The 22,465-nt window shown below is 44.4% G+C and carries 4 protein-coding genes; 1 reads left to right on the top strand and 3 read right to left on the bottom strand.

The window, feature by feature from the left end; all coding sequences use genetic code 11:
• Nucleotides 1-23 precede the first annotated feature (23 nt).
• On the top strand, nt 24-722 hold the full coding sequence (locus C400_RS0105860) for a DUF4097 family beta strand repeat-containing protein (RefSeq protein WP_017426298.1): 699 nt from the start codon (nt 24-26) through the stop codon (nt 720-722).
• 84 nt (nt 723-806) lie between these two features.
• Here the strand turns inward: C400_RS0105860 and C400_RS0105855 are convergent, their stop codons facing one another.
• The 3 genes from C400_RS0105855 to C400_RS0105845 are packed head-to-tail and all read right to left on the bottom strand — an operon-like array spanning nt 807 to nt 22,463.
• Nucleotides 807-2,114, bottom strand: a complete 1,308-nt coding sequence (locus tag C400_RS0105855; protein WP_017426297.1) for an MFS transporter — start codon at nt 2,112-2,114, stop codon at nt 807-809.
• Nucleotides 2,115-2,143: 29 nt separating this feature from the next.
• Nucleotides 2,144-14,686, bottom strand: a complete 12,543-nt coding sequence (locus tag C400_RS0105850) for a non-ribosomal peptide synthetase (RefSeq protein ID WP_026065377.1) — start codon at nt 14,684-14,686, stop codon at nt 2,144-2,146.
• A gap of 10 nt (nt 14,687-14,696) precedes the next feature.
• Nucleotides 14,697-22,463, bottom strand: a complete 7,767-nt coding sequence (locus tag C400_RS0105845; protein ID WP_026065376.1) for a non-ribosomal peptide synthetase — start codon at nt 22,461-22,463, stop codon at nt 14,697-14,699.
• Nucleotides 22,464-22,465: the final 2 nt, after the last annotated feature.

Genomic DNA, 22,465 nt, shown 5'->3' with positions numbered 1-22,465 from the left:
TATTCTGAAACGGAGTGATTGTAATGAAATGGCTCACTACTTTAGTGATGATCTCAATGTTACTGTTAATTGCAGCCTGTTCATCCAAACCTGCAACATCTTTAAACAAGGAACTTGAATTATCATCTGCCGGTATTTCCAGCTTAGTTCTAGATAATAGCAACGGTCAAATTGAAGTTGTCGGAAACAAGAATACAGATAAAATACAAGCCAGTGTCGTTGCTAATGGCAGCAACATGGATAAGCTAAAATTAAGTCTGGAGGGAAAAGATGGTGTAGCTACTCTTAATACTTTTTTCGAGGGCCAATTCATGTCAACAGGTCCCCAAACAGTTGATGTCAAGCTAACCATTCCGGAAAAAATGAAACTAGAAATTAAACATCCACATAGAGATGGAGATATTCAAGTAACGAATTTAGCCTCGGATGTAAGCATTGAAAATGTGAATGGTAATATCACGCTTAAAGAAATCGGTGGAGCCATTGATTTAACCAACAGAGATGGTGGGATTACTATTCAAAATAGCTCATCTGATGTCAATATTGAAAATGTAAACGGACATATTCAAGCAGATAAAATAGGGGGTACTGCATATATTGAGTTAGGTGACGGCTCTCTGGATATTGATCAAGTTGCAAAAGATGTTGTCATTATTCAGAGCGGCAATGGAAAAGTAAGCATCGGTGATGTGAAGGGGAAAGTGACTCAAAGCAAAAAATAACTGAAAGACCAAAAGGCCAACATAAGTTGGCCTTTCCATTAACATCAGGTCCTTCAATCACATCATCATGAGCAGAAATTCAGTTTATAATGCTGATACTCGTTCTTTTTCACCTACGCTATTAAGGACTGGTTCGGCATTTTGACTGAAAAAGTTACGTAATGCTTTGTTCTTATGAGCCATGATCCCCATCACCAGAGCAACTATTCCCGATGCCAGAGGAAGGTATACCCAATGGATTCTATCCAATAGTATTCCGTACAACCCGATTCCGAGCGGAGTTGCTAGCATAGTGATCGAGCTGATTACACCAAACACCCCGGCTCTGATATGTTCTGGAGTATACAGCTGCACATAAGATATCATGGGAACATTGCTCATTGAATTAAAAAATCCGGTTACTGCCAAAATCATAATGAAGATGAACGTCATCTGTATCAGGCTTCCTGATGTTGAGGGAAACAATAATGGGAAACACCATGTTAGGAATAAGATGGCTTGAAGCTGAAACAGGATAAATATTTTGGTAATAACAAATTGATGTACTTTCCGACGTGAAACCACAATGGCTCCCGCAATGACTCCTACGAACCAGGCTCCTTGAATAACAGATAGTTGCTGAGCTGAAAGTTGAAGTTCCTGATAAGTCACATACGGCAGCACAACCTGGACTAATGGAGCGAGCATAAAATTGATACCAACAAAGATAACAAGTAAATACATTATGGCTTTTTGCTTGTTTATATACGCAAACACGTCTTTTACGCTGTCTAAATAACTTGAGGATACCGTTTGTTCATCAGACTTCCTGAATTGTAACCATAGTTGCATTAATCCAGCCGAAATAAATGTTATTCCGTTAATCATCACAATCGTTTCCAAGCCCCAAGCACGATAAGTAATTGCACCCAGGATCGGGCCAAGTACATTTATGATTGCTCCTATACTTTGATAGGAAGAGTTTACGCTATGAACGTTGTCTCTTTCCACTAAGTTAGGAATTGAAGCATTCAGCGTTAGGAACGTAAATGATTGAATAAGGCTTAATATAACGGAAAACACGGCAAGCAACATAACATTGGTTGAATCCAACAAGAAAATGGGTAAAAAGATTAGTAGCGCTATTCCGCTTAATATCTCGGTAATGACAAGCACTTTTTTCTTATTACTCCGGTCTATAACTACACCTGCAAAAATATTAACAAATACTCCGGGCAGAATGGACAAGCCTAACACCATTGAAAATACAGTGGCCGACCCAGTGATATCCAAAATATATAGACTTAAAGCAAACTTAAAAATCGAACTTCCTAGCTCCGATATAAGCCTAGTCACAGAAAAAATAAATAGGTTCCGGCGAGCATAAAACGAAAATTCCTTTGGCTGATTCATGAGATCCCCCTATTCGGTTAGGGCAAGAGTTACAGAACGGTTGCCCAGCGTCTTTCCAATTGCTCCAAGGCACTTTGTAGATGATTCCGTACTATACTTTCGTCTTCTGAAAAAGGTAGAGTTAGTGCCACAAACAGATTAGACTCGCTATCATGCCAAACTTCGCATAAGATTCGTGTTCTTCCTTCAACATTGACATTACCCAGATCCACCGTTTGTAGGAGTTGATGCTCACTTCTCAGCTCACCAAGGAAATTAAATACAATTGGCATTCTATCCAAAGCCTGCTGCAAGTATCCTCCAGATAAAGGATAATCATTCTGTACATCCGGGTTATACATTAAGTTAGCAAAGCTGATATTATGTTCAGCTGCCCATTGAACACTTTGGCGAACCTGCTGTTCTAGAGATACCAGATTTTGGTCTAAATTAGTTAGTATCGGGATATGATCCACAAATTCACCAATAACATCATAGTAACGCTTCTCTCCAAAGCTTCGGCCATATTGCGTTACCCAAATGGGAACCTGACTAAGCTCGAAATACATTTTACAAAAAGCAGTGAACGTAAAGAATGCAATCTCCCAATGACTAGTGTTGTCCAAGTGAATTACTCTCTCGGAAGATTTCAAATCCCAAATGACAGTTGTATGCCCTTCAAGTACTGCTTTTTGACTTACAAAATCGGTTATAAGACCAATTGCACGATCAAACTTATCTAGATTATAGGTAGTAACTAATTCCAAATCATCAACACCCTGAGGTCCTTCCATAATATGAGCTGTAAAATCAGAGTAACGATTTCTGCTCCCTTTAGGCGTTTCCTTTCCAGCTCGTACACATTCATAATAAGTGTTGAACTGGTGCTTAATAATCTCACTGCTCATAAAGTCAAAGATCGAGTGCGAAAAAGGTAATATAAGCATGTAGTCTTTCAGATTCTTTTTCACAATCAATATCCGATATAAGAGTGAATTGCTCAGTTCATGCTGCTTGTAAAAATAAGGCCAGACGATATTATTCAGAATCACTTGCTGTGTATCTTCATCGTACATAGAGATATCAACCAGTGGTACAGGAAGATGATCTGGTGCTTCCCTTACTTGCCACTGCAATTCTCCGTTTTCTTCACACAGCGTACTTCTCATCAAATCCTGCTCTCGAATAATCTGCCGAATCGCTTCTTCCACATATTCCATGTTCATATGTTTTTCTAGCGGAATAATCGTGCCAGAAATATCACTATGTTGGAGATGGTAACGTTGTGTTGGAGAAACAGGCAGTCTCTCTATCACTCCTAGGCTTAAAATAGCTTTGGAGAAAACGTCCAAATCATTGTCAATTCTTTCTGTCCATATGCTCTTAATGTCTTCAAGATTGGCCTTTTCCAGTCTCAGGTTTTCTTCTCCATGCCAAGTGATGTAATGAGGCTGAATCGATTCATCGCATTTCATGTCCAACAGTTCCATAATCTCTTTTTCAAAAGAAATGGCTCCATCTTCTAGATGCAGAACGATATAAGATTTTCCATTGAATTGCTCTTGTTGTAAGCATCCCTTAACGTTCAGCTTTTGATGCAGCAACGCTATAATTTGATCAAATTGTTGGGCAAGTGCAGAATGGTTTTCTTCCATCCCTTCCACATGTAGTGCCAACTCTCTGACCGTAGGGTATTGATAGATACTGCTCAACCGTAATTCACTACTCCAAATCCCTTGTAACCTGGATGCAAGCTGAATAGCCGTTAAAGAATGTCCTCCCAGTTCAAAGAAATTATCGTCGATACCCACATGTTCAATACCAAGTACACTCATCCAGATCTCAACTAATTCCTTTTCCAGCTCACTGCTTGGCTCCACATATTCCGTTCCGGTACCAAATTCCAGCTCAATCTCTAATAGCATACGACGATTAATCTTACCACTCGACGTGAGCGGCATCTGATCCAAGAATACAAAATAGGCTGGAATCATATACTCTGGAACTGAGACAGATAAATTTTGTCGCAACATTGCCGTTGTCACATGAGGTTCGGCAACAACATACGCCCCCAAACTAGGCATCCCCGTTCGGTCATCAGCACGGGCAAGTACTGCCGCTGCCCGAACTCCATCATGCGCAAGCAAAGCCGCCTCAATCTCACCCAGTTCGATCCGATATCCGCGGATTTTCACCTGATGATCGATTCTGCCCATATATTCGATATTTCCATCCGGCAACCATCTGGCCAGATCCCCTGTTCGGTACATCCGTCCTCCCGGCTCGTATGGATCTTCTACGAACTTCTCTTCCGTCAATTCCTCCCGATTCACATATCCTCGCGCTACACAATCGCCTCCAATATGCAGTTCGCCAGGTATCCCTATCGGTTGCAAACGGTCCTTCTTATCCAAAATGTACAATTTTACGTTATCAATCGGCTTCCCGATCGGAATGCTCTCCGGTTCATGCTCGACAGGACAGTCATAATACGCCACCTCCACGGTCGCTTCCGTTGGCCCATACAGATTGTGCAGCGTGGCACCGCCGCCTCCTATCAGACGGTTAAACCGACGCACATGCTCTGTCATCAGCGCTTCCCCGCTGGCAAATACCCGTCGTACACTGCGCATTTTCCCCGCAGCTCCGCTGTGTTCCATGTATTCCAGAAACGCGCCCAGCATCGACGGCACAAAGTGCAATGCCGTTACCCGGTTAGACTCAACTGTTTCAGCTATTGTGGCCGGGTCCTTCTCTCCTCCTGGCTCCAAAAAGCATACCGTTGCCCCTTGGATGGCCCACGAGAACAATTCCCACAACGATACATCAAAGGTATATGGTGTCTTTTGCAGGATTACATCCTCCGCTCCAAATGGAATCCGCTTTTGCATCCAGTGCAGACGATTGATCAGCGAGGCGTGCTCAATCATGACTCCTTTAGGCTTACCCGTAGATCCCGAGGTGTAAATCACATACACCAAATCCGTCGAGCGATTGATCGATTCCGGATTCTTTTCTCTTTCTGTTTGCTCCTTTTCCTGTACCAGCAAATCTTCGATAGCGATCAGTTCCCTGGTTGTTCCATGACAGCGAAGCTGTTCCACTAACTCCTGCTGGGTCAATAAAATGGATGCTCCACTGTCCTCCAGCATGAACGCCAGTCGTTCTTCAGGGTCCTCTGGATTCAGCGGCAGATAGGCTCCACCTGCTTTCAAGATTCCTAGTAGTCCGATAATCATCTCCAACGATCGGTGAACCGCGATCCCCACCACACGATCAGGTCCTACTCCTTTTTCCCGCAGCACATGAGCCAACCGATTCGCTTGGGCATTCAGCTCCCGATACGTTAACTGCCGTCCTTTGTAAAGGGCTGCCGGATGCTCCGGTGTTCGCTCCACCTGCTCCTCAAACAATTCATGGATTGTCTTCGCTCGCGGATAGATCGCTGTCGTATTGTTAAATTCATTTAAAATCACTTCTTTCTCCGGTAAAGAAGTTACTTCAATCGAGGATATACTCATCTCTGGATTATCCACGATTTGTCGGACTACGCCATTTAGATGATTTTTTATACGTTCCACAAATTCTCTACTTAAGGTATCAGCGTTGTACAGAAATTTAATGTTCAGTTCGTCTTTCAGGGAAACAATAAGATTAAAGTCATAGTTTGTCTGTTCATAAAAGGCCATATCTCGCACATGAATTTTCAGATTGTGCTTCTGTAGCGCCTCTTCTTCGCCATACTCAGGGTAATTTTCAAACACAATAATATGATCTAACAGGCTTTGCTTCAGTGTGGTTACGGACTGAATGTCCGCTAATGATGTGTACTCATACTTAACCGATTCGATGGAGCTTTGTTGAGCTCTCTTGGCCATTTCAATGAAGCTTTCATTCTCCTCGCCATAAATTCGCACGGGAATCGTATTAATGAAAATACCTACCATGCTCTCAATGTCTGGGATTACTGGCGGTCGCCCTGAAACTACGGCTCCAAATACTACATCGTTGGTATTGTTATATCTTTGAAGCAATGCCCCCCACATGGATTGGAACAACGTGTTGACCGTAATCCGATTATGAGATGCAATCTCTGTTAATCGTCGTGTCATTGTTTGGTCTAACGAAAATTCCAGCTGACTCGTCCGGTAACCACCTTCTTTAGCCTGCAATTTGAACGTCTTCGGTATAACTGCACATTGCGCATATCCATCCAAAGCCTGTTTCCAATATTGCATGGACTCCTCTTTGTCCTGTTTTTCCAGCCAACGGATATAAGTTGAATAAGCAGGGGCTGTTTCAGACTTAAGCGGTCTACCATTTTTCAAATCTAGATACATGCTCATAAAATCGTGGTAGACAATCCCTACGCACCATCCATCCATAATCATATGATGGAAGGTCCACATCATAAGGAACTTATCAGGAGTTGTTTTTAATACATTTATACGTATTAGTGCCTCATTGGATAAATCAAATCCACGCAGAAGATCTTGTTTTTTGTAATCCTCTAGATAAGCGGTAATTTCTTGCTCATTCATCCCGGTAAGGTCATAAAACCGAAACTCTGCATGTTGATGTTTACGCACTACTTGCCGAGGTTCACGTATACCGGTAAACACAAAATTCGTACGCAATACTTCATATTTTGCCAACAATTCTTGAAAACTCTGTTCCAGAAGCTCCTGCTGTAGTTCACCTTCCATTTCAATCGCGACTTGTTCCACATAAGCTGTAGTTTCCGGCTCCATCATGTAATGGAACAGCATTCCCTGCTGCATAGGTGTTAACGGGTAAATATACTCTACCTGTTCAGTCCCACCAAACTGTGTGAGAATCTGATCTAATTCAGGAATAGAGAGAGTATGGTCTTGGTAATCAGATGGTGTGAGAACCTTCTGTGAAATGCTTGTACAGTGATTAATTAACATTTTTAAATGCTCAATATACATAAGGGTTAATTGTTCAATAGCATGGTCTTCATGCTCGCCGCGAATATATCCAAATTCAAGTAACAGTTGGTCTTGGGAAACAATACTGTTGATGTCCAGTGTAAAATGGCTTTCTGCCCCTTCACCAACAGAACGTCCAGGAGATAACGGTGACGATTCAAAGCTTCCCTCTTGCGTACCATCCATAAATTGTCCCAGATAATTAAAACTGATTTGTGGCTGTATGTTAAAATCTAAATCTCGAATATGCTCCACATCGGCCAAATACTTCAGAACTCCGTATCCAATCCCTCGATTGGGGATATGCCGAATCATTTCCTTAGTTCGCCGAATAACAGTTGAAATATCCTCACTATCCCTCATATCCAGCACAACAGGAAACATCGAAGTAAACCAGCCTATGGTTCGAGTAACATCAATTTCCTCCATAATCTCTTCCCTGCCATGTCCTTCAAGATTAATAGCGAAGATTTTACTACCCGCCCATTGCTTAATAGCCAGTCCAAGTGCTGATAACAATAAGTCATTAATTTCGGTATTATAGGCCTGATGAGCAGTTCCAAGCAGTAGCTGTGTATCTTGCTTGTCCAACCGGACAGCTATGCTCGTTCTTTCTTTTTTCACTCCATCCTCATCAGTACCTGTGCTCTTCTGAGGAAATGGAGACTCACATTGAACACCTTCAATTTGCTGCCAATATGCCTTCTCCTTCAGTAAAGTCCGACTGTTCGAATACTCTGCAAGCCGGTCGGACCAATACTGAAAAGAGTCCGTTTTATCCGGCAAAGCGATAGCCTTACCCTGTAATGCCTGGGTATATGCGCTCTCCAAGTCTTCCAATAAGATTCGCCAGGAGACCCCGTCAATAACCAAATGGTGAATAGCAATCAGCAAATGCTGACCTTGATCTGTTTGGAACAAGCCCACCCGGATCATCTCACCTGCTCTTAAGTCCATGGTAGCCTGTAGCCGACTCGCCTCTTCCTCAATCTTGCTTTCAGCATCGTTATTTCCTTGTAGATTATAAATATTTAAATGAAAAGGCTTTAACTGCGTTCCCGTATGGTATTGGCAAACAGAATTCTGACCAATCTCATACGCCATTCGTAGGGCATCATGGTGAATAATAATATTCTCCAAAGCAGTCTTTAGGGCTTCTTCATCAAATACACCACTAGTAAACAACATAACTGCTTGATTAAAATGGTTCCGATCATCCTGTACATTTTCGAAGAACCATCTTTGGATTGGAGTTAGCTGTACCTCACCTGTTACCGCCTTCTGGTCAATGATTCTGGAACGACGTTGGACATATGGTGCTACTTGCTGAACAGTAGGGTGCTGAAATATGTCCTTCATATCCAGCTTTAATCCCTCTTGGCTCAACCTTGCGATAACTTGAATGGCCTTAATAGAGTCTCCTCCAAGGTCAAAAAAACTGTGACTAATTCCAATTCCCTCTTGTCCCAGCACGCCTTCCCAAATTTTAACCAACTTCTCTTCCGTAGGGCTTGTTGGTGGTTCATACAGCGTGCTCAAGTCTAAGTTAATATGAGGCTCTGGCAGTTTCTTCTGATCCACCTTGCCATTAGCGTTCAGTGGCAAACTGTCCAGCAGGATTAAGCTGGATGGCAACATGTAATCTGGTAAATACTTCGCCAAGTAACGGCGAATAGCTGAAGTATTTAATTCCCCATCTGTCACCATATATGCAGAAATACGGTTTTGGCCGGATGGATCCGGCTTAGCTACAACTATTGCCTCTTTAATACGTTCATGGGATAGTAGTTGATTTTCAATTTCTCCAAGTTCTATACGAAAACCCCTAATTTTCACCAGATGATCTTGGCGGCCTACAAATTCAATATTTCCATCTGGAAGCCATTTTGCAATGTCACCTGTTTTGTACATTTTCTCGCCTGGATTAAATGGATTGTCTATAAACTTTTCGTTTGTAAAATCAGGTAGGTTCAAGTAGCCCTGGGATAGTGCATCCCCTGCTATACAAAGCTCTCCCGGTATACCAATAGGCTGCAATTTAAGATTTTTATCCAGAATATACACAGTAGTACCTGTAATCGGGGCTCCAATCGGAACGGTACCTTTCCGTTCATGAATCTGATCTACACCATAACAGGTAGCAAAGACCGTGCTTTCGGTAGGACCGTACATGTGCAGCATTTTATGGGGCCCGATATGTTCAAACAACTTGCTCACATGCGGTAGCGAAACCCGCTCTCCACCAAAAAGTATTTTGCGAATTGTAGTAAAACATTCAATATTGGTTTCTATCAACGTGTTAAACAAGGCGGTAGTAATAAAAAATACCGAGACATTTTCATTTCGAATCAAGGAAGACAGTTTTTCTGGATTCAGCATATTCTCTTTACGTAAGAGAACCAGCTTAGAACCATTGACCAGAGCGCCGAATATATCAAAGACCGACCCATCAAAGGCATAGTTGGATAACTGCAAGAGAATATCCTGTTCCGTAAGATTGATATAATTGGAGTTTTTAATCAATCTCTCCACGTTATAATGCATGGTCAGATTCCCTTTTGGTTTACCTGTTGAGCCAGAGGTATATAGCACATATGCCAAATCATCCGGTTCATTCACATAAGGTAAGTTACTAGAATCCAAATCCTTAACGATAGTATCGAGCTGATCCAAATCAAGGATTTCCCCTGCAAACGCATCTGCTCCTGCCTCTTTTATGAAAGTTGATTCAGTCAGGACATGATGGGAAGCCAATAATAGTGTTATCTTGCAATCGTATAGCATCAGACTAATTCGCTCCGCAGGATAATCTGGTGCCAGAGGAACATACGCACCCCCAGCCTTTAAAATCCCTAGGATTCCGACTATCATTTCAAAAGATCGCTCTACCATCATGCCAACAAGCGTATTGGCCTGTACTCCTTTTTCTCTAAGCACTCTGGCAAGCTGATTCGCTCTATCGTTTAACTCGCTGTAAGTCCATTGTTGTTCCTCGAACGATACTGCGACACGCTCCGGCGTCTTCGCTACCTGCTCTTCAAAGAGCTGATGCAGCAATTTTCGGTTATCTTTCTCGTTAGAAGCGGGTACCGTATTAAATTTCGTTAACAAAATCTCTTCTTCGGATGCAGTTACCATGTTTACGTCGCCAATCCGTGCATCCGCAGAGTCCACAATAGTCTGTAAAATCTGCAAATAATGCTTCGACATTCTCTCAATACTTTCTTTGTAAAACAGCTTATTACAATAATCAATTCGAAAAGAGAGTCCCTCTTGATCCGCTTCTGCTGTTAACGTTAAGTCAACTTTGGCTATGCCAGCTTCAACAGAATAGGGCGATATGGATATCCCGTCAGCTTGCAGGCTTACCGAATCGGTATTTTCTAGAGAGAACATCGTATCAAACAGAGGATTTCGGCTTAAATCCCTGTGAAGTTCGAGCTTATCTACAAGATCTTCTATTGGATAATCCTGATGTTCGAATGCTTCCAGGCTGCTTCTTTGCACCTCCAGTAAAAATTGCTTGAGCGTTTTGTCAGCAGCTGGGCGGTTACGCAGCACAAGTGTGTTAACGAACATCCCCATAATATTTTCTAAATCCGTATGATTACGACCTGCTATTGGAGACCCTACCACGATATCTTCCTGGCTTGAATACTTATGCAGCAATACGTTGTAAGCCGATAGCAGTACCATAAATAAAGTGGTCCGATTTTCTGTAACAAATTGTTGTAGACCTTCACTAAGTGTCTTATCAGCTTGAAAAGAATACCGGTCACCTTCAAAGCTCTGTACTTGAGGTCTCGTGAAATCAGTTGGTAGATTAAGGACAGGAAGCTCATCCGAAAACAAGTCTAGCCAGTATTGTTCCTGCTTAATCAAGTGTCCTTCTTTGATCCACTCACTATTCCAAACGGCGTAGTCTTTATATTGAATACGCAATGGTGGCAATGAGTTCCCGTGATACAATGCCGTGAAATCATTAGCCAAAACGCTCATGGAAACACCATCTGCAACAATATGGTGCATATCTACCATTAAAATATGCCTATTGTCCGAAATACGCACCAGCTTCGCCCGCAACAATGGAGCCTGACCTAAGTCAAACGGTCTTACGAACGTTTTGAATATCGCTTGAATCTGTTTGTCCTGTGCTTCTATTCCGATATCATCAACCTGTTGGAGACTCAGTTGAAATGGAACCTCACTATGAATTTTTTGTACTGGCTCCTCTGTGCCCCACTCAAATGATGTCCGCAATGCCTCATGCCTATCTATTAGATCCCTGAACACTTGCTCCAGCCGCTGGATGTCCAGTTCTCCCTCCATCAGTAAGGCAAAGGGCATATTGTATGCTGTTTCTGCTCCTTCAAACTGATGTAAAATCATTTGTCTCTTTTGAACGGATGTCACTGGATAAGAATCGCGTAGCTCGGCAGGAGCAATATCCATCATCGTCCCAGCTGCAACCTCTGGTCCGCAGATCAAAACACTCATTTCTTCGATGGTCGGATGTGCAAAAATATCACGGAGTGGAATTTCAACTTGCAGCAACTTATTGATTCGAGACATAAGTCGAGTCGCCGTTAGTGAATGTCCACCCAGTTCAAAAAAGTTGTCATGTATACCGATGGAGGATATGTCCAGCAACTTCTCCCAAATCTCGGCTAGTTTTCTTTCCGTTTCGTTTCTTGGTGCAACGTAGCTGGTGGCTCGCATCCCATGATCCGGTTCGGGTAGCGCTTTACGGTTAACCTTGCCACTGGACAGGTGCGGCATAACATCTAGCCGAACGAAATGACTTGGCACCATGTAATCCGGTATAAGTGCCTTCAAATGTGCCCTTAAAATAGATGTGTTCAAACCCTCTCCGCTTTCAACATATGCGCATAAATATTTGCCGCCATCTCGATCATCAAGGGCAAGTACTGTAGCCGCCTTGATACCTTCGTACGCGAGTAAGGCCGCTTCAATCTCACCCAGTTCGATCCGGTAGCCCCGAATTTTCACCTGATGGTCGATCCGACCCATATATTCAATGTTTCCATCCGGCAGCCATCTCGCCAAATCTCCCGTTCGGTACATCCGTCCCCCCGCCGCATAGGGGTCTTCTACGAACTTCTCCTCCGTCAGTTCTTTCCGATTCACATATCCTCGGGCTACGCAGTCCCCTCCAATATGCAGTTCGCCTGGTACGCCTATTGGCTGCAATCGGTCTTTATGGTCCAAAATATACAATTTCACGTTATCGATCGGCTTCCCGATCGGAATACTCTCCGGTTCTTGTTCCGCAGGACAGTCGTAATACGCCACCTCTACCGTCGCTTCCGTCGGTCCATACAGGTTGTGCAGCGTGACTCCTTCGGCCCCCAACAAACGGTTAAATCGGCGGACATGCTCTGTCATCAGCGCTTCCCCGCTGGCAAATACTCGCCGTACACTCCGCATTTTCCCGGCGGCTCCGCTGTGCTCGATATACTCCAGGAACGCTCCCAGCATGGATGGCACAAAATGGATTGCCGTTACCCCGTTGGCCTCCACCGTTTCGGCTATCGTTGCCGGGTCTTTCTCGCCTCCCGGCTCCAAAAAGCATACTGTCGCTCCCTGAATCGCCCACGAGAACAGTTCCCACAACGATACGTCAAAGGTATAAGGCGTTTTTTGCAGGATCACATCCTCCGCTCCAAACGGAATTCGTTGTTCCATCCAGTGCAGCCGGTTGATCAGTGAAACGTGCTCAATCATGACCCCCTTCGGCTTGCCGGTGGAGCCTGACGTATAGATCACGTACACCAAATCGCTCGAGCGGTTAACAGGTTCCGGGTTCTTCTCGCATTCTTCTCCTGTAAGCTCCATCCCCTCCATCAGCAAATCTTCGATAGCGATCAGCTCGCGGTCGGCTCCGTGCGGACGAAGGCGGTCCAACTGATCCCGCTGGGTCAGCAGGATAGATGCCCCGCTATCCTCCAGCATGAATCCCAGCCGTTCTTCCGGGTCTTCCGGATGTAACGGCAGATACGCCCCGCCTGCCTTCAAAATCCCCAGCAGGCCGACGATCATCTCCAGCGACCGATGAACTGCGATGCCCACCATCTGGTCGGGCCCGATCCCTTTCTTCCGCAGGACGTGAGCCACCCGATTCGCCTGGGCATTCAGCTCCCGGTACGTCAATTGCCGATCTTGGTATAGGGCTGCCGGATGTTCCGGTGTTCGCTCCACCTGCTCCTCAAACAATTGATGAATCGTCTTCTCCCTTGGATAAGGCGCAGCCGTCCCGTTGAATTTCTTCAAAATCACTTCTTTTTCTTCTGGCAGAATGATATCTATTTCGTGCAAAACTATATCAGCAGACGAAACTACAGTGCGGGCGATTTCCTCAACATGTCGACCTAATCGATCTATATATTCTGGTTCGTATAATAGACCGTTATAGCTGAATTTCATCCGCAGTTTCTCACCGGGGACAACGTTAAGGTTGAAAGAATAATTAGTCTGTTCAAAGCCAGCCATCTCCGAAACCGCTAAACTGTTTTCGTTTTCGTGATCGGAAGCTTCCTCCATACCCGGGAAGTTTTCAAAAGCCAAAATATGGTGTATCAGATTACTCTTCAACAAACTACCCGCCTGAATATCAGCAAGGGGCACATAATGATGCTGCCCCGCCTCCATAACCGAATGTTGTACATGCTGGACGAAATCCGAAAAAACAAGATGATCCTCTTCACTCGATATACGCACTGGAATAGTATTGATAAATAGGCCTACCATGTTTTCTGCTCCCGGAATATCTGACGGACGACCGGAAACGACAGAGCCAAATACCACGTCGCGGGTGTTGTTGTATTTCATCAATAGCAAACCCCAGATAGAGTGAAACAATGTACTCAAAGTAACCTTGAGTTCTTTGGCCAGTGATTCCAACTGACCCGTTAATTGCGAATCAAAGCTAAAGATTTGCTGCTGTGGATCGTAATCAACGTGGCTCCCTTTACCACTCGCAGGCAAGATACTCTGCTGTTCAAAACCATCCAAATATCGCTCCCAAAACGTAAGCGCTATATCTATATCCTGCTTGTCCAACCACTTGAGGTATTTTTCATAAGAAGGAGCTTCTCCCAGTTGAACTGGCTCATTCTTTTGCAATGATGTGTAGATCTGGAACCATTCTTTCAAAACGATTTCTAAGCACCATCCATCCATAATGATGTGGTGGAAGCTAACGATCAGCTTGTATACATTAGACGCACACTGCAATATGGAGACCCGGAATAACTCATCCCGGGTAATATCAAATCCGTTGGCCTTATCACGTTGAACAAACTGTTCTATATAGGCCACCTGGTCAGATTGCGTTAGTGAAGAAATGTCCTCAAAGTGAATTGCTGGATGCTTCTGCCGAAATACGATCAATTTAGGCTCTTCAATATTGACGTGAAAAACATTGCTGCGCAATATTTCATGGTGCTCAAATAGAACAGAAAGACTTCGATCCAGAAGCTCTACCTCGAGTAAGCCGTTCAAGGTAAGACTCACTTGTTCAAAATAGGCGTACGAAGTTTGATCTAGCAGGCTATGGAACAAGATTCCTTGTTGCATCGGGGTTAATCGGAATATACTTTGAATTTGCAGATCTTTACTCATAATCCACCGCCTAGGAAGATGTATTATTTTTATAGTAGGCCATAATCTCATCCAAATCGTTAATTGAAAGATTCTCATCGCTCACATCTGCGGGAGTCCATTCCTTCTCCTTCTTTTCAGAGCAATGCTCAATAATTTCTAGCAAACGACTTTGCAAGAAATTCCCCAATTTTTGAATACTCGATTCAGCATATTCACGACTGCTATACTCGATCTCGAGGGTTAATATCCCCTGTTCGATACTGCCATTAATATCAAGCACAAATGGTGTCTCGGTCTCCTCACTTACTGTCCGGCCCGGAGAATACTTTGATTCGACAAATAAAGGCGCAACGGAGCCTGAATCAATCTGGCCGTGATAATTAAACCGGATTTCAGGTGCAAAATGTCCCTGATTAGTACTTTTCAAATCGTGTAAGGTCATATATTCCAGAATTCCGAAGTCAATGCCCTTATTAGGAACACGTCGCAACGCTTCCTTGGTCAGCTTAATTTGGTAAGCTAAATCTGCATTATGCTTCATATCCAGATGAATAGGATACATCGTAGTAAACCAGCCGACCGTTCTGGTTATATCTATATCATCAAAGATCTGTTCCCGTCCGTGTCCTTCCAGCAAAATGGTGAATTCATCATTATCAGTCCAGTCTCTCAATGCCAGTCCAAAGGCTGTCAACAGTAGATCGTTTACATTCGTACTATAAGCCTTGTGTACATCCTTCTGCAGACAATCTGTTTGTTGCTTGGAAAGCCTTACGCTGCAGATTTTCAGGTCTTTCCCTCTTCTGTCAGCGACCAGGTAGTCTTTATGAAGCGGTTTACTGGCATGACGGATCACATTCTCCCAATAACGCTTGTAACGAGCTGGACGCGCACCCTTTGCATCATCACCCAGGCGATGGGTCCAGTCCTTCCATGAATGGGTCTTCGCCTGGAAGAGAATTTCTTCATTATTAAGCGCCTGCATATACCCTTGCTCCAAATCTTCCAATAGAATTCTCCAAGAAACTCCATCTACCACCAAATGATGAATCGCGAGCAATAAGTGATCCCCTTGAGCCGTGTGAAACAACCCTGCTTGCACAAGTGGACCCTCTTCCAAATTCATACGCCGCTGAATCGCTTCGCTAAGGCTTTGGATTGCTTCTTCAATGGATGCCTCATGGCTTACATCCAGAACAGTAAGAGCATATGCCTTTCGATTCGTACCATGAATGACGGGAGTGATCCTGTCCGGACTCGCTGTATATGTCATTCGTAAGGCATCATGATGCTCTGTCAGTTTACACAACACCTGATCGACCAGTTCTTCCTTCCATCCCTTTTGGCTATACAACATAACAGCCTGGTTCCAATAGTTCGATTCCGTGAACTTTTGCTCAAAAAACCATCGTTGGATAGGCGATAACTCAGCCTCTCCTTCAATAATCCCTTGTTCGGCTTGAACACTGACTGCTCTTAGATCCGGAGTCAGGCTACCTATCGTTTGATGACGGAAAAGGTCCTTAATTTCCATACGATATCCGTGCTTACTTAGACGTGTGGAAATTTGAATAGCTTTAATTGAATCTCCGCCCAATTCAAAAAAGTTATGATTCGTTCCGATAGGAGCATAGCCAAGAACCTCTTGCCAGATTTCGGCCATCAACGCTTCAACCTCATTGGAAGGAGAAATATAATCTACCTCAATCGACAGACTGTGATCAGGCTCAGGCAATGCTTTTCTATCGATCTTACCGCTCGATAGATAAGGCATAGCTTCCATAGATACGATATAAGCAGGCACCATGTACTCGGGTAGAACTTCTTTAATACGAGCCTTTAATGCTTGTATATTGAACTCCTGGGCATGTTCAACATAGGCGCATAAATAACTTCCCCCAGAACGGTCATCACGAGCAAGCACTACTGCCGTCTGGACCCCTTCGTAGGCCAGTATTGCCGCTTCAATCTCACCCAGTTCGATCCTGTAGCCCCGAATTTTCACCTGATGGTCAATCCGACCCATATATTCAATGTTTCCATCCGGTAGCCACCTCGCCAAGTCTCCCGTCCGGTACATCCGTCCCCCTGCCGCATAGGGGTCCGCTACGAACTTCTCCTCCGTCAGTTCTTTCCGATTCACATATCCTCGGGCTACGCAGTCCCCTCCAATGTGCAGCTCGCCCGGTACACCTATCGGCTGCAATCGGTCTTTATGGTCCAAAATATACAGTTTTACGTTATCAATCGGCTTCCCAATCGGAATGCTCTCTGGTTCCTGCTCGGCAGGACAGTCGTAATACGCCACCTCTACCGTTGCCTCTGTCGGTCCATACAGGTTGTGTAGCGTGGCTCCTTCGGCTCCCAGCAAACGGTTAAACCGGCGGACATGTTCTGTCATCAGCGCTTCCCCGCTGGCAAATACTCGCCGGACACTACGCATTTTTCCGGCGGCTCCGCTATGCTCGATATACTCCAGGAATGCTCCCAGCATGGATGGCACAAAATGGATCGCCGTTACCCCGTTGGCTTCCACCGTTTCAGCTATCGCTGCCGGGTCTTTCTCGCCTCCCGGCTCCAAAAAGCATACTGTCGATCCCTGAATCGCCCATGAGAACAGCTCCCACAACGATACGTCAAAGGTGTATGGCGTTTTTTGCAGGATCACATCCTCCGCTCCAAACGGAATTCGTTGTTCCATCCAGTGCAGACGGTTGATCAGCGATGCGTGCTCAATCATGACCCCCTTCGGCTTGCCGGTGGAGCCTGACGTATAAATCACGTACACCAAATCGGTTGAGCAGTTAACGGGTTCCGGGTTCTTCTCGCACTCTTCTCCTGTAAGCTCCATCCCCTCCATCAGCAGATCTTCGATAGCGATCAGCTCGCGATTGGCTCCATGCGGATGAAGGCGGTCCAACTGATCCCGCTGGGTCAGCAGGATAGATGCCTCGCTATCCTCCAGCATGAATCCCAGCCGTTCTTCCGGGTCCTCTGGATGTAGCGGCAGATACGCCCCGCCTGCCTTCAAAATCCCCAGCAGGCCGACGATCATCTCCAGCGATCGATGAACTGCGATGCCCACCATTTGGTCGGGCCCGATCCCTTTCTTCCGTAGGACGTGAGCCACCCGATTCGCTTGGGCATTCAGCTCCCGGTACGTCAATTGCCGATCTTTGTATAGGGCTGCCGGATGTTCCGGTGTTCGCTCCACCTGCTCCTCAAACAATTGATGAATCGTCTTCTCCCTTGGATAAGGCGCAGCCGTCCCGTTGAATTTCTTCAAAATCAATTCTTTTTCTACCGCTGTTAACAAATCGGTATCACCTATGGTTTGTGTGCTATTAGCTACAAACGACCTTAGCACCACCACCATATGATCCAAGAAGCGTTCAACAGTGTCCTTTTGGAACAAAGCACTGTTATACTCCAAATTTAAATGAAGGTAGCTACCTGTTTCTTCCGCACTCAAGGTTAAATCAAATCGGGATACACCTGGATTGAACGGAAACGGTTTGAATTCCAACCCACTAGATTGTAGCGGCTGTCCTTTTGTATTTTGCATGACAAACATGGTGTCGAAGATCGGGCTTCGGCTCACATCTCTCCGCAGCGCAAGCTTTTCGACCAATTGTTCAAAGGGATATTCCTGATGCTCAAAAGCAGATAAAACCGTTTCCTTAACTTCGTCCAGAAAAGCTGAAAGACTCTTCTCCGCTGAAGGGCTAGTACGTAGTGCCAACGTATTAACAAACATGCCGACGATCTTTTCTGTATCTGGATGTCTTCTCCCAGCAACCGGTGTACCGATGACAATGTCGTCTTGTCGTGCATGCTTGGACAAAACAACGTTATATACAGCCAGTAAAATCATGAACAATGTACTTTGAGTTTCAGCTGCAAGTTTGTGAAGTGGCTCTGTTATATCATCGCCCAGGATTCGGGATACCGTGTTACCTTCATAGCTTTGAATAGACGGTCTTGGGAAATCTGTTGGTAGCTCCAGTACCGGCGGCTCATGTTTAAAGAGATCCAGCCAGTAGGATTCCTGATCTTTAATAAATCCATGATTTACTTGCTCATTATGCCAGCTAGCATAATCTTTGTACTGAACGGATAGAGGCGGAAGTGCTTGTCCATCATACGCTTTTACAAATTCATCCATAATAATAGACATAGAAACGCCATCCGAAATAATATGGTGCAAATCAACCAGCAGCATATTTTGGTTCTCTGTCAACGGAATCAGCTCGCCTCTTAATAAAGGGGCACGGCTCAGGTCAAACGGTTGGACGAATTCACTTAGCACCGTTTCTATTTGCTGTTCCTCTAAATCCTCTTTGCTGGTCAGACTATGAATCTTCAACTCAAATTCTACTTCGTCATGTACGCTTTGAACCGGCTCTCCATTGATCCATGAAAATGAAGTGCGCAATGCTTCATGCCTGTGAATCAGAGTGGTGAATGCCATTTTCAACCGCTCCTGATCCAGATGGCCTTGAACGAGCATGACAGAAGGCATATTGTAAACCAGTTCCGCTCCTTCAAGTTGATGCAGTATCATCTGACGTCTTTGCGAGGAGGAAACCGGATAATAGGTTTGACCAGAAAGTAGAGCAATTTCGGTAAATGTACCTGCCCCTCTCCCGATGGTACGTTCAATGAGTTTGCTCATACTTTCCACAGTTGGATACTCAAAAATTTCACGCATAGGCAACTCGACCTGGAATTCTCGAATAATTTTCCCGATCAGTATTGTAGCCTTCAGCGAATGTCCACCCAGTTCAAAAAAATGGCTGTGTACACCTATTGGGCTCACATGCAGAATATCCTCCCACAAACGTACTAGACGAGTTTCTGTATCTGTACGAGGAGCTACAAACCCCTGCTCCCGAATCACATGATGGGGCTCAGGAAGCGCTCCTCGGTTCACCTTTCCATTATTCGTAAGAGGTATCGCAGCAATCTGTATTAGATGAGCAGGTACCATATACAAGGGCAGAGACGCTTTCAAATAGGATCGTATTTCCTGTGTTAAGAGTTCACGGTCAGACACAATATAAGCGCATAAATACGTTTCGTCCTCTTGGTCCTTTCTAGATAGAACCACGGCCTCTCTGATGTCATGATGAGAGAGAAGGACCTTTTCGATTTCTCCAGTCTCAATACGATATCCACGAATTTTCACCTGATGGTCTGTTCTTCCGAGATACTCCACATTGCCGTCAGGAAGCCACTTTGCCAAGTCCCCTGTTTTATACATGCGCTCTCCGATAACGAAGGGACTATCGGTGAATCTTTCGTCCGTTAGATCAGGTTGATTAATGTAGCCTAGGGCTACTCCTGTACCAGCAATATAAAGTTCCCCCGGAATACCGACAGGAAGCAGTCTCCCCTCCTGATCCAAAATGTACAACCGGTTATTGTCAATCGGCTTACCGATTGGAATACTCTGCAAATCATCTCCATCCGGGCAATCAAACCATGTTGCATCCACTGTTGCCTCTGTTGGTCCGTATAAATTATGCAGAGTTGTGCCATTCGGCTTTCGAAGCAGAGTATTAAACCGTCTGGCTTGCTTTACTGTTAGTGCCTCCCCGCTAGCGAAAACTCGTTTAATACTGCTGAGTTTTCCCTCTGCTTGGTGCTGCTCAACATACTCCAAAAAAACAGACAACATGGAAGGTACAAAATGAAGGGTTGTAATTTTCTGCTCTGCCACCGTGTTCACCAGTAGCTTGGGATCCTTCTCCCCATCAGGTGGAAGAAAGTAGACTGAAGCTCCGGCTATAGCCCACCAAAATAGTTCCCATACAGAAACATCAAAGGTGTAAGGTGTTTTCTGTAAAATGGTATCGTCCACACCAATCGGATACTTTTTTTGCATCCAATGAAGTCGATTCACTATAGAGGTGTGACGAATCATAACCCCTTTAGGCTTACCTGTAGAACCGGAAGTATAAATTACGTAAGCTACATCCTCCGGCCCACTGTAAGGTTCAAGATTAGTTTTTTCAGTTGCCCAGTCTGCTCCGATCGCAAGCACGCTGATATTCTGTGAAAGATCCTTCAATGTAGATTGGATTTCCTGCTGCACCAGCAGGATGGAAGTTCCGCTGTTACCCGCTATATATTGAATTCGTTCCAGAGGATCCTCTGGATTGATTGGCAAGTAAGCCCCCCCTGCCTTAAGAATAGCCATGATCCCGACTAGCATCTCCGGTGAGCGATAGGCTGCAATCCCAACAATCTGGCCGGTTTGCACCCCTTTCATCCTCAAGACGCGAGCCAATCGATTAGCCCGTTCGTTCAATTCCAGATAAGTTAACCGCCCATCAGCGAATGCTGCTGCCAAACGATTCGGCGTCAGCGCCGCCTGCTCTTCGAAAAGCTGTTGAATCGTTTGACTTTGAGGATACAAGGCATTGGTATCATTAAAATCTCGCAGGATTCTGTGTTTTTCCTCGCCAGAAAGCAAATCAATATCGTCCACATCCATGTGCGGATTAGAGACTACCTGTTCAGCTATTTGTTTTAGGTGCAGTTCAATTCTTTGAATATCTGAAGCTTGATAAGCAATACTGTTATAGCCGAACTTCACTTTCAATTCTTTACCAGGAATGACTCCAATATTAAAATCATAATTCGTTTGCTCAAAACCTTCGGTTTCCACAATTGAAGCAAGCTGTTCTCCTTCGCCACCCGCAAGCTCTTCAGTAATTGGATAGTTTTCGAACGCTATGATATGGTGGATCAAGTTCTTACCCAGTGGGGTTAGCATCTGGATATCAGCCAAGGATAGAAAATGGTACTTCCCCGATTCCATCATGTTCTGCTGAAATTGTTTGATTATCTGGGAAAATGTTTGTGCTTCTTTATGACAAATACGTACAGGAATCGTATTAATAAATAATCCAACCATTTTCTCCGACCCTTCCAGCTCAGCTGGACGGCCGGAAACAACGGAACCAAATACCACATCCTTGGTGTCATTGTATCTTTGCAGCAACAGACCCCATATCCCGTGAAATACAGAACTTAAGGTTACCTGATTTTGCTGTGCTATCATTTCCAAACCACGGGTTAACTGCTCATCCAAGGTAAAAATATGGTTGTTCAGCTTGTAGCTTCCATCCTCAGTTGACTTGCTGCTAAGAGGTAAGCCACTTTGCTCTTCCACACCTGATAATTGTTGTTCCCAATAAGCAAGAGCTGTCTTCTTATTTTGCTGCCCTAACCAACTGATATATCGGCTATACGGAAATACAGCGTCCAATTCTGGCTTCTGCTTGATGGAATAAGCTCTGTAAATTTGGAACAGATCCTTCGCAATGGTACCAATACACCAGCCATCCATAATGATGTGATGAAAGCTTAGAATCATTTTGCAGCTTGTATCACTTAATGCAAGAACACTTATCCGAATAAGGAGATCTTTTTCAAGATCAAAACGCATTTTCCGATCATTAATCGTAAAATTATCAACATATAAACGTTGTTCTGCTTCATTTAATTCAGTAATGTCTCTATAATCAATCGTTGCTTCTTTATTAGCCAGCACGACTTGTAACGGTTGGTCTGTTTCTTTATAAACAAACACAGTCCGTAACACATCATAACGGTCAATTAGGGTTTGGAAGCTTTCCTTCAGCGTCTCTGCATTCAACCGTTCATTTAAGGTAATGACCGTTTGATCAAAATATGCTTCTGAGTGCTCGTCTAAAATGGAGTGATATAGAAGCCCCTCCTGCATGGGTGTCAATGGATAAATGTTTTGAATGAGTGCGTTTCTCATAC

Source organism: Paenibacillus sp. ICGEB2008 (assembly GCF_000307675.1).
Taxonomy (GTDB): Bacteria; Bacillota; Bacilli; order Paenibacillales; family Paenibacillaceae; genus Paenibacillus; species Paenibacillus polymyxa.
This window is presented reverse-complemented; position numbering and strand designations above follow the sequence as displayed.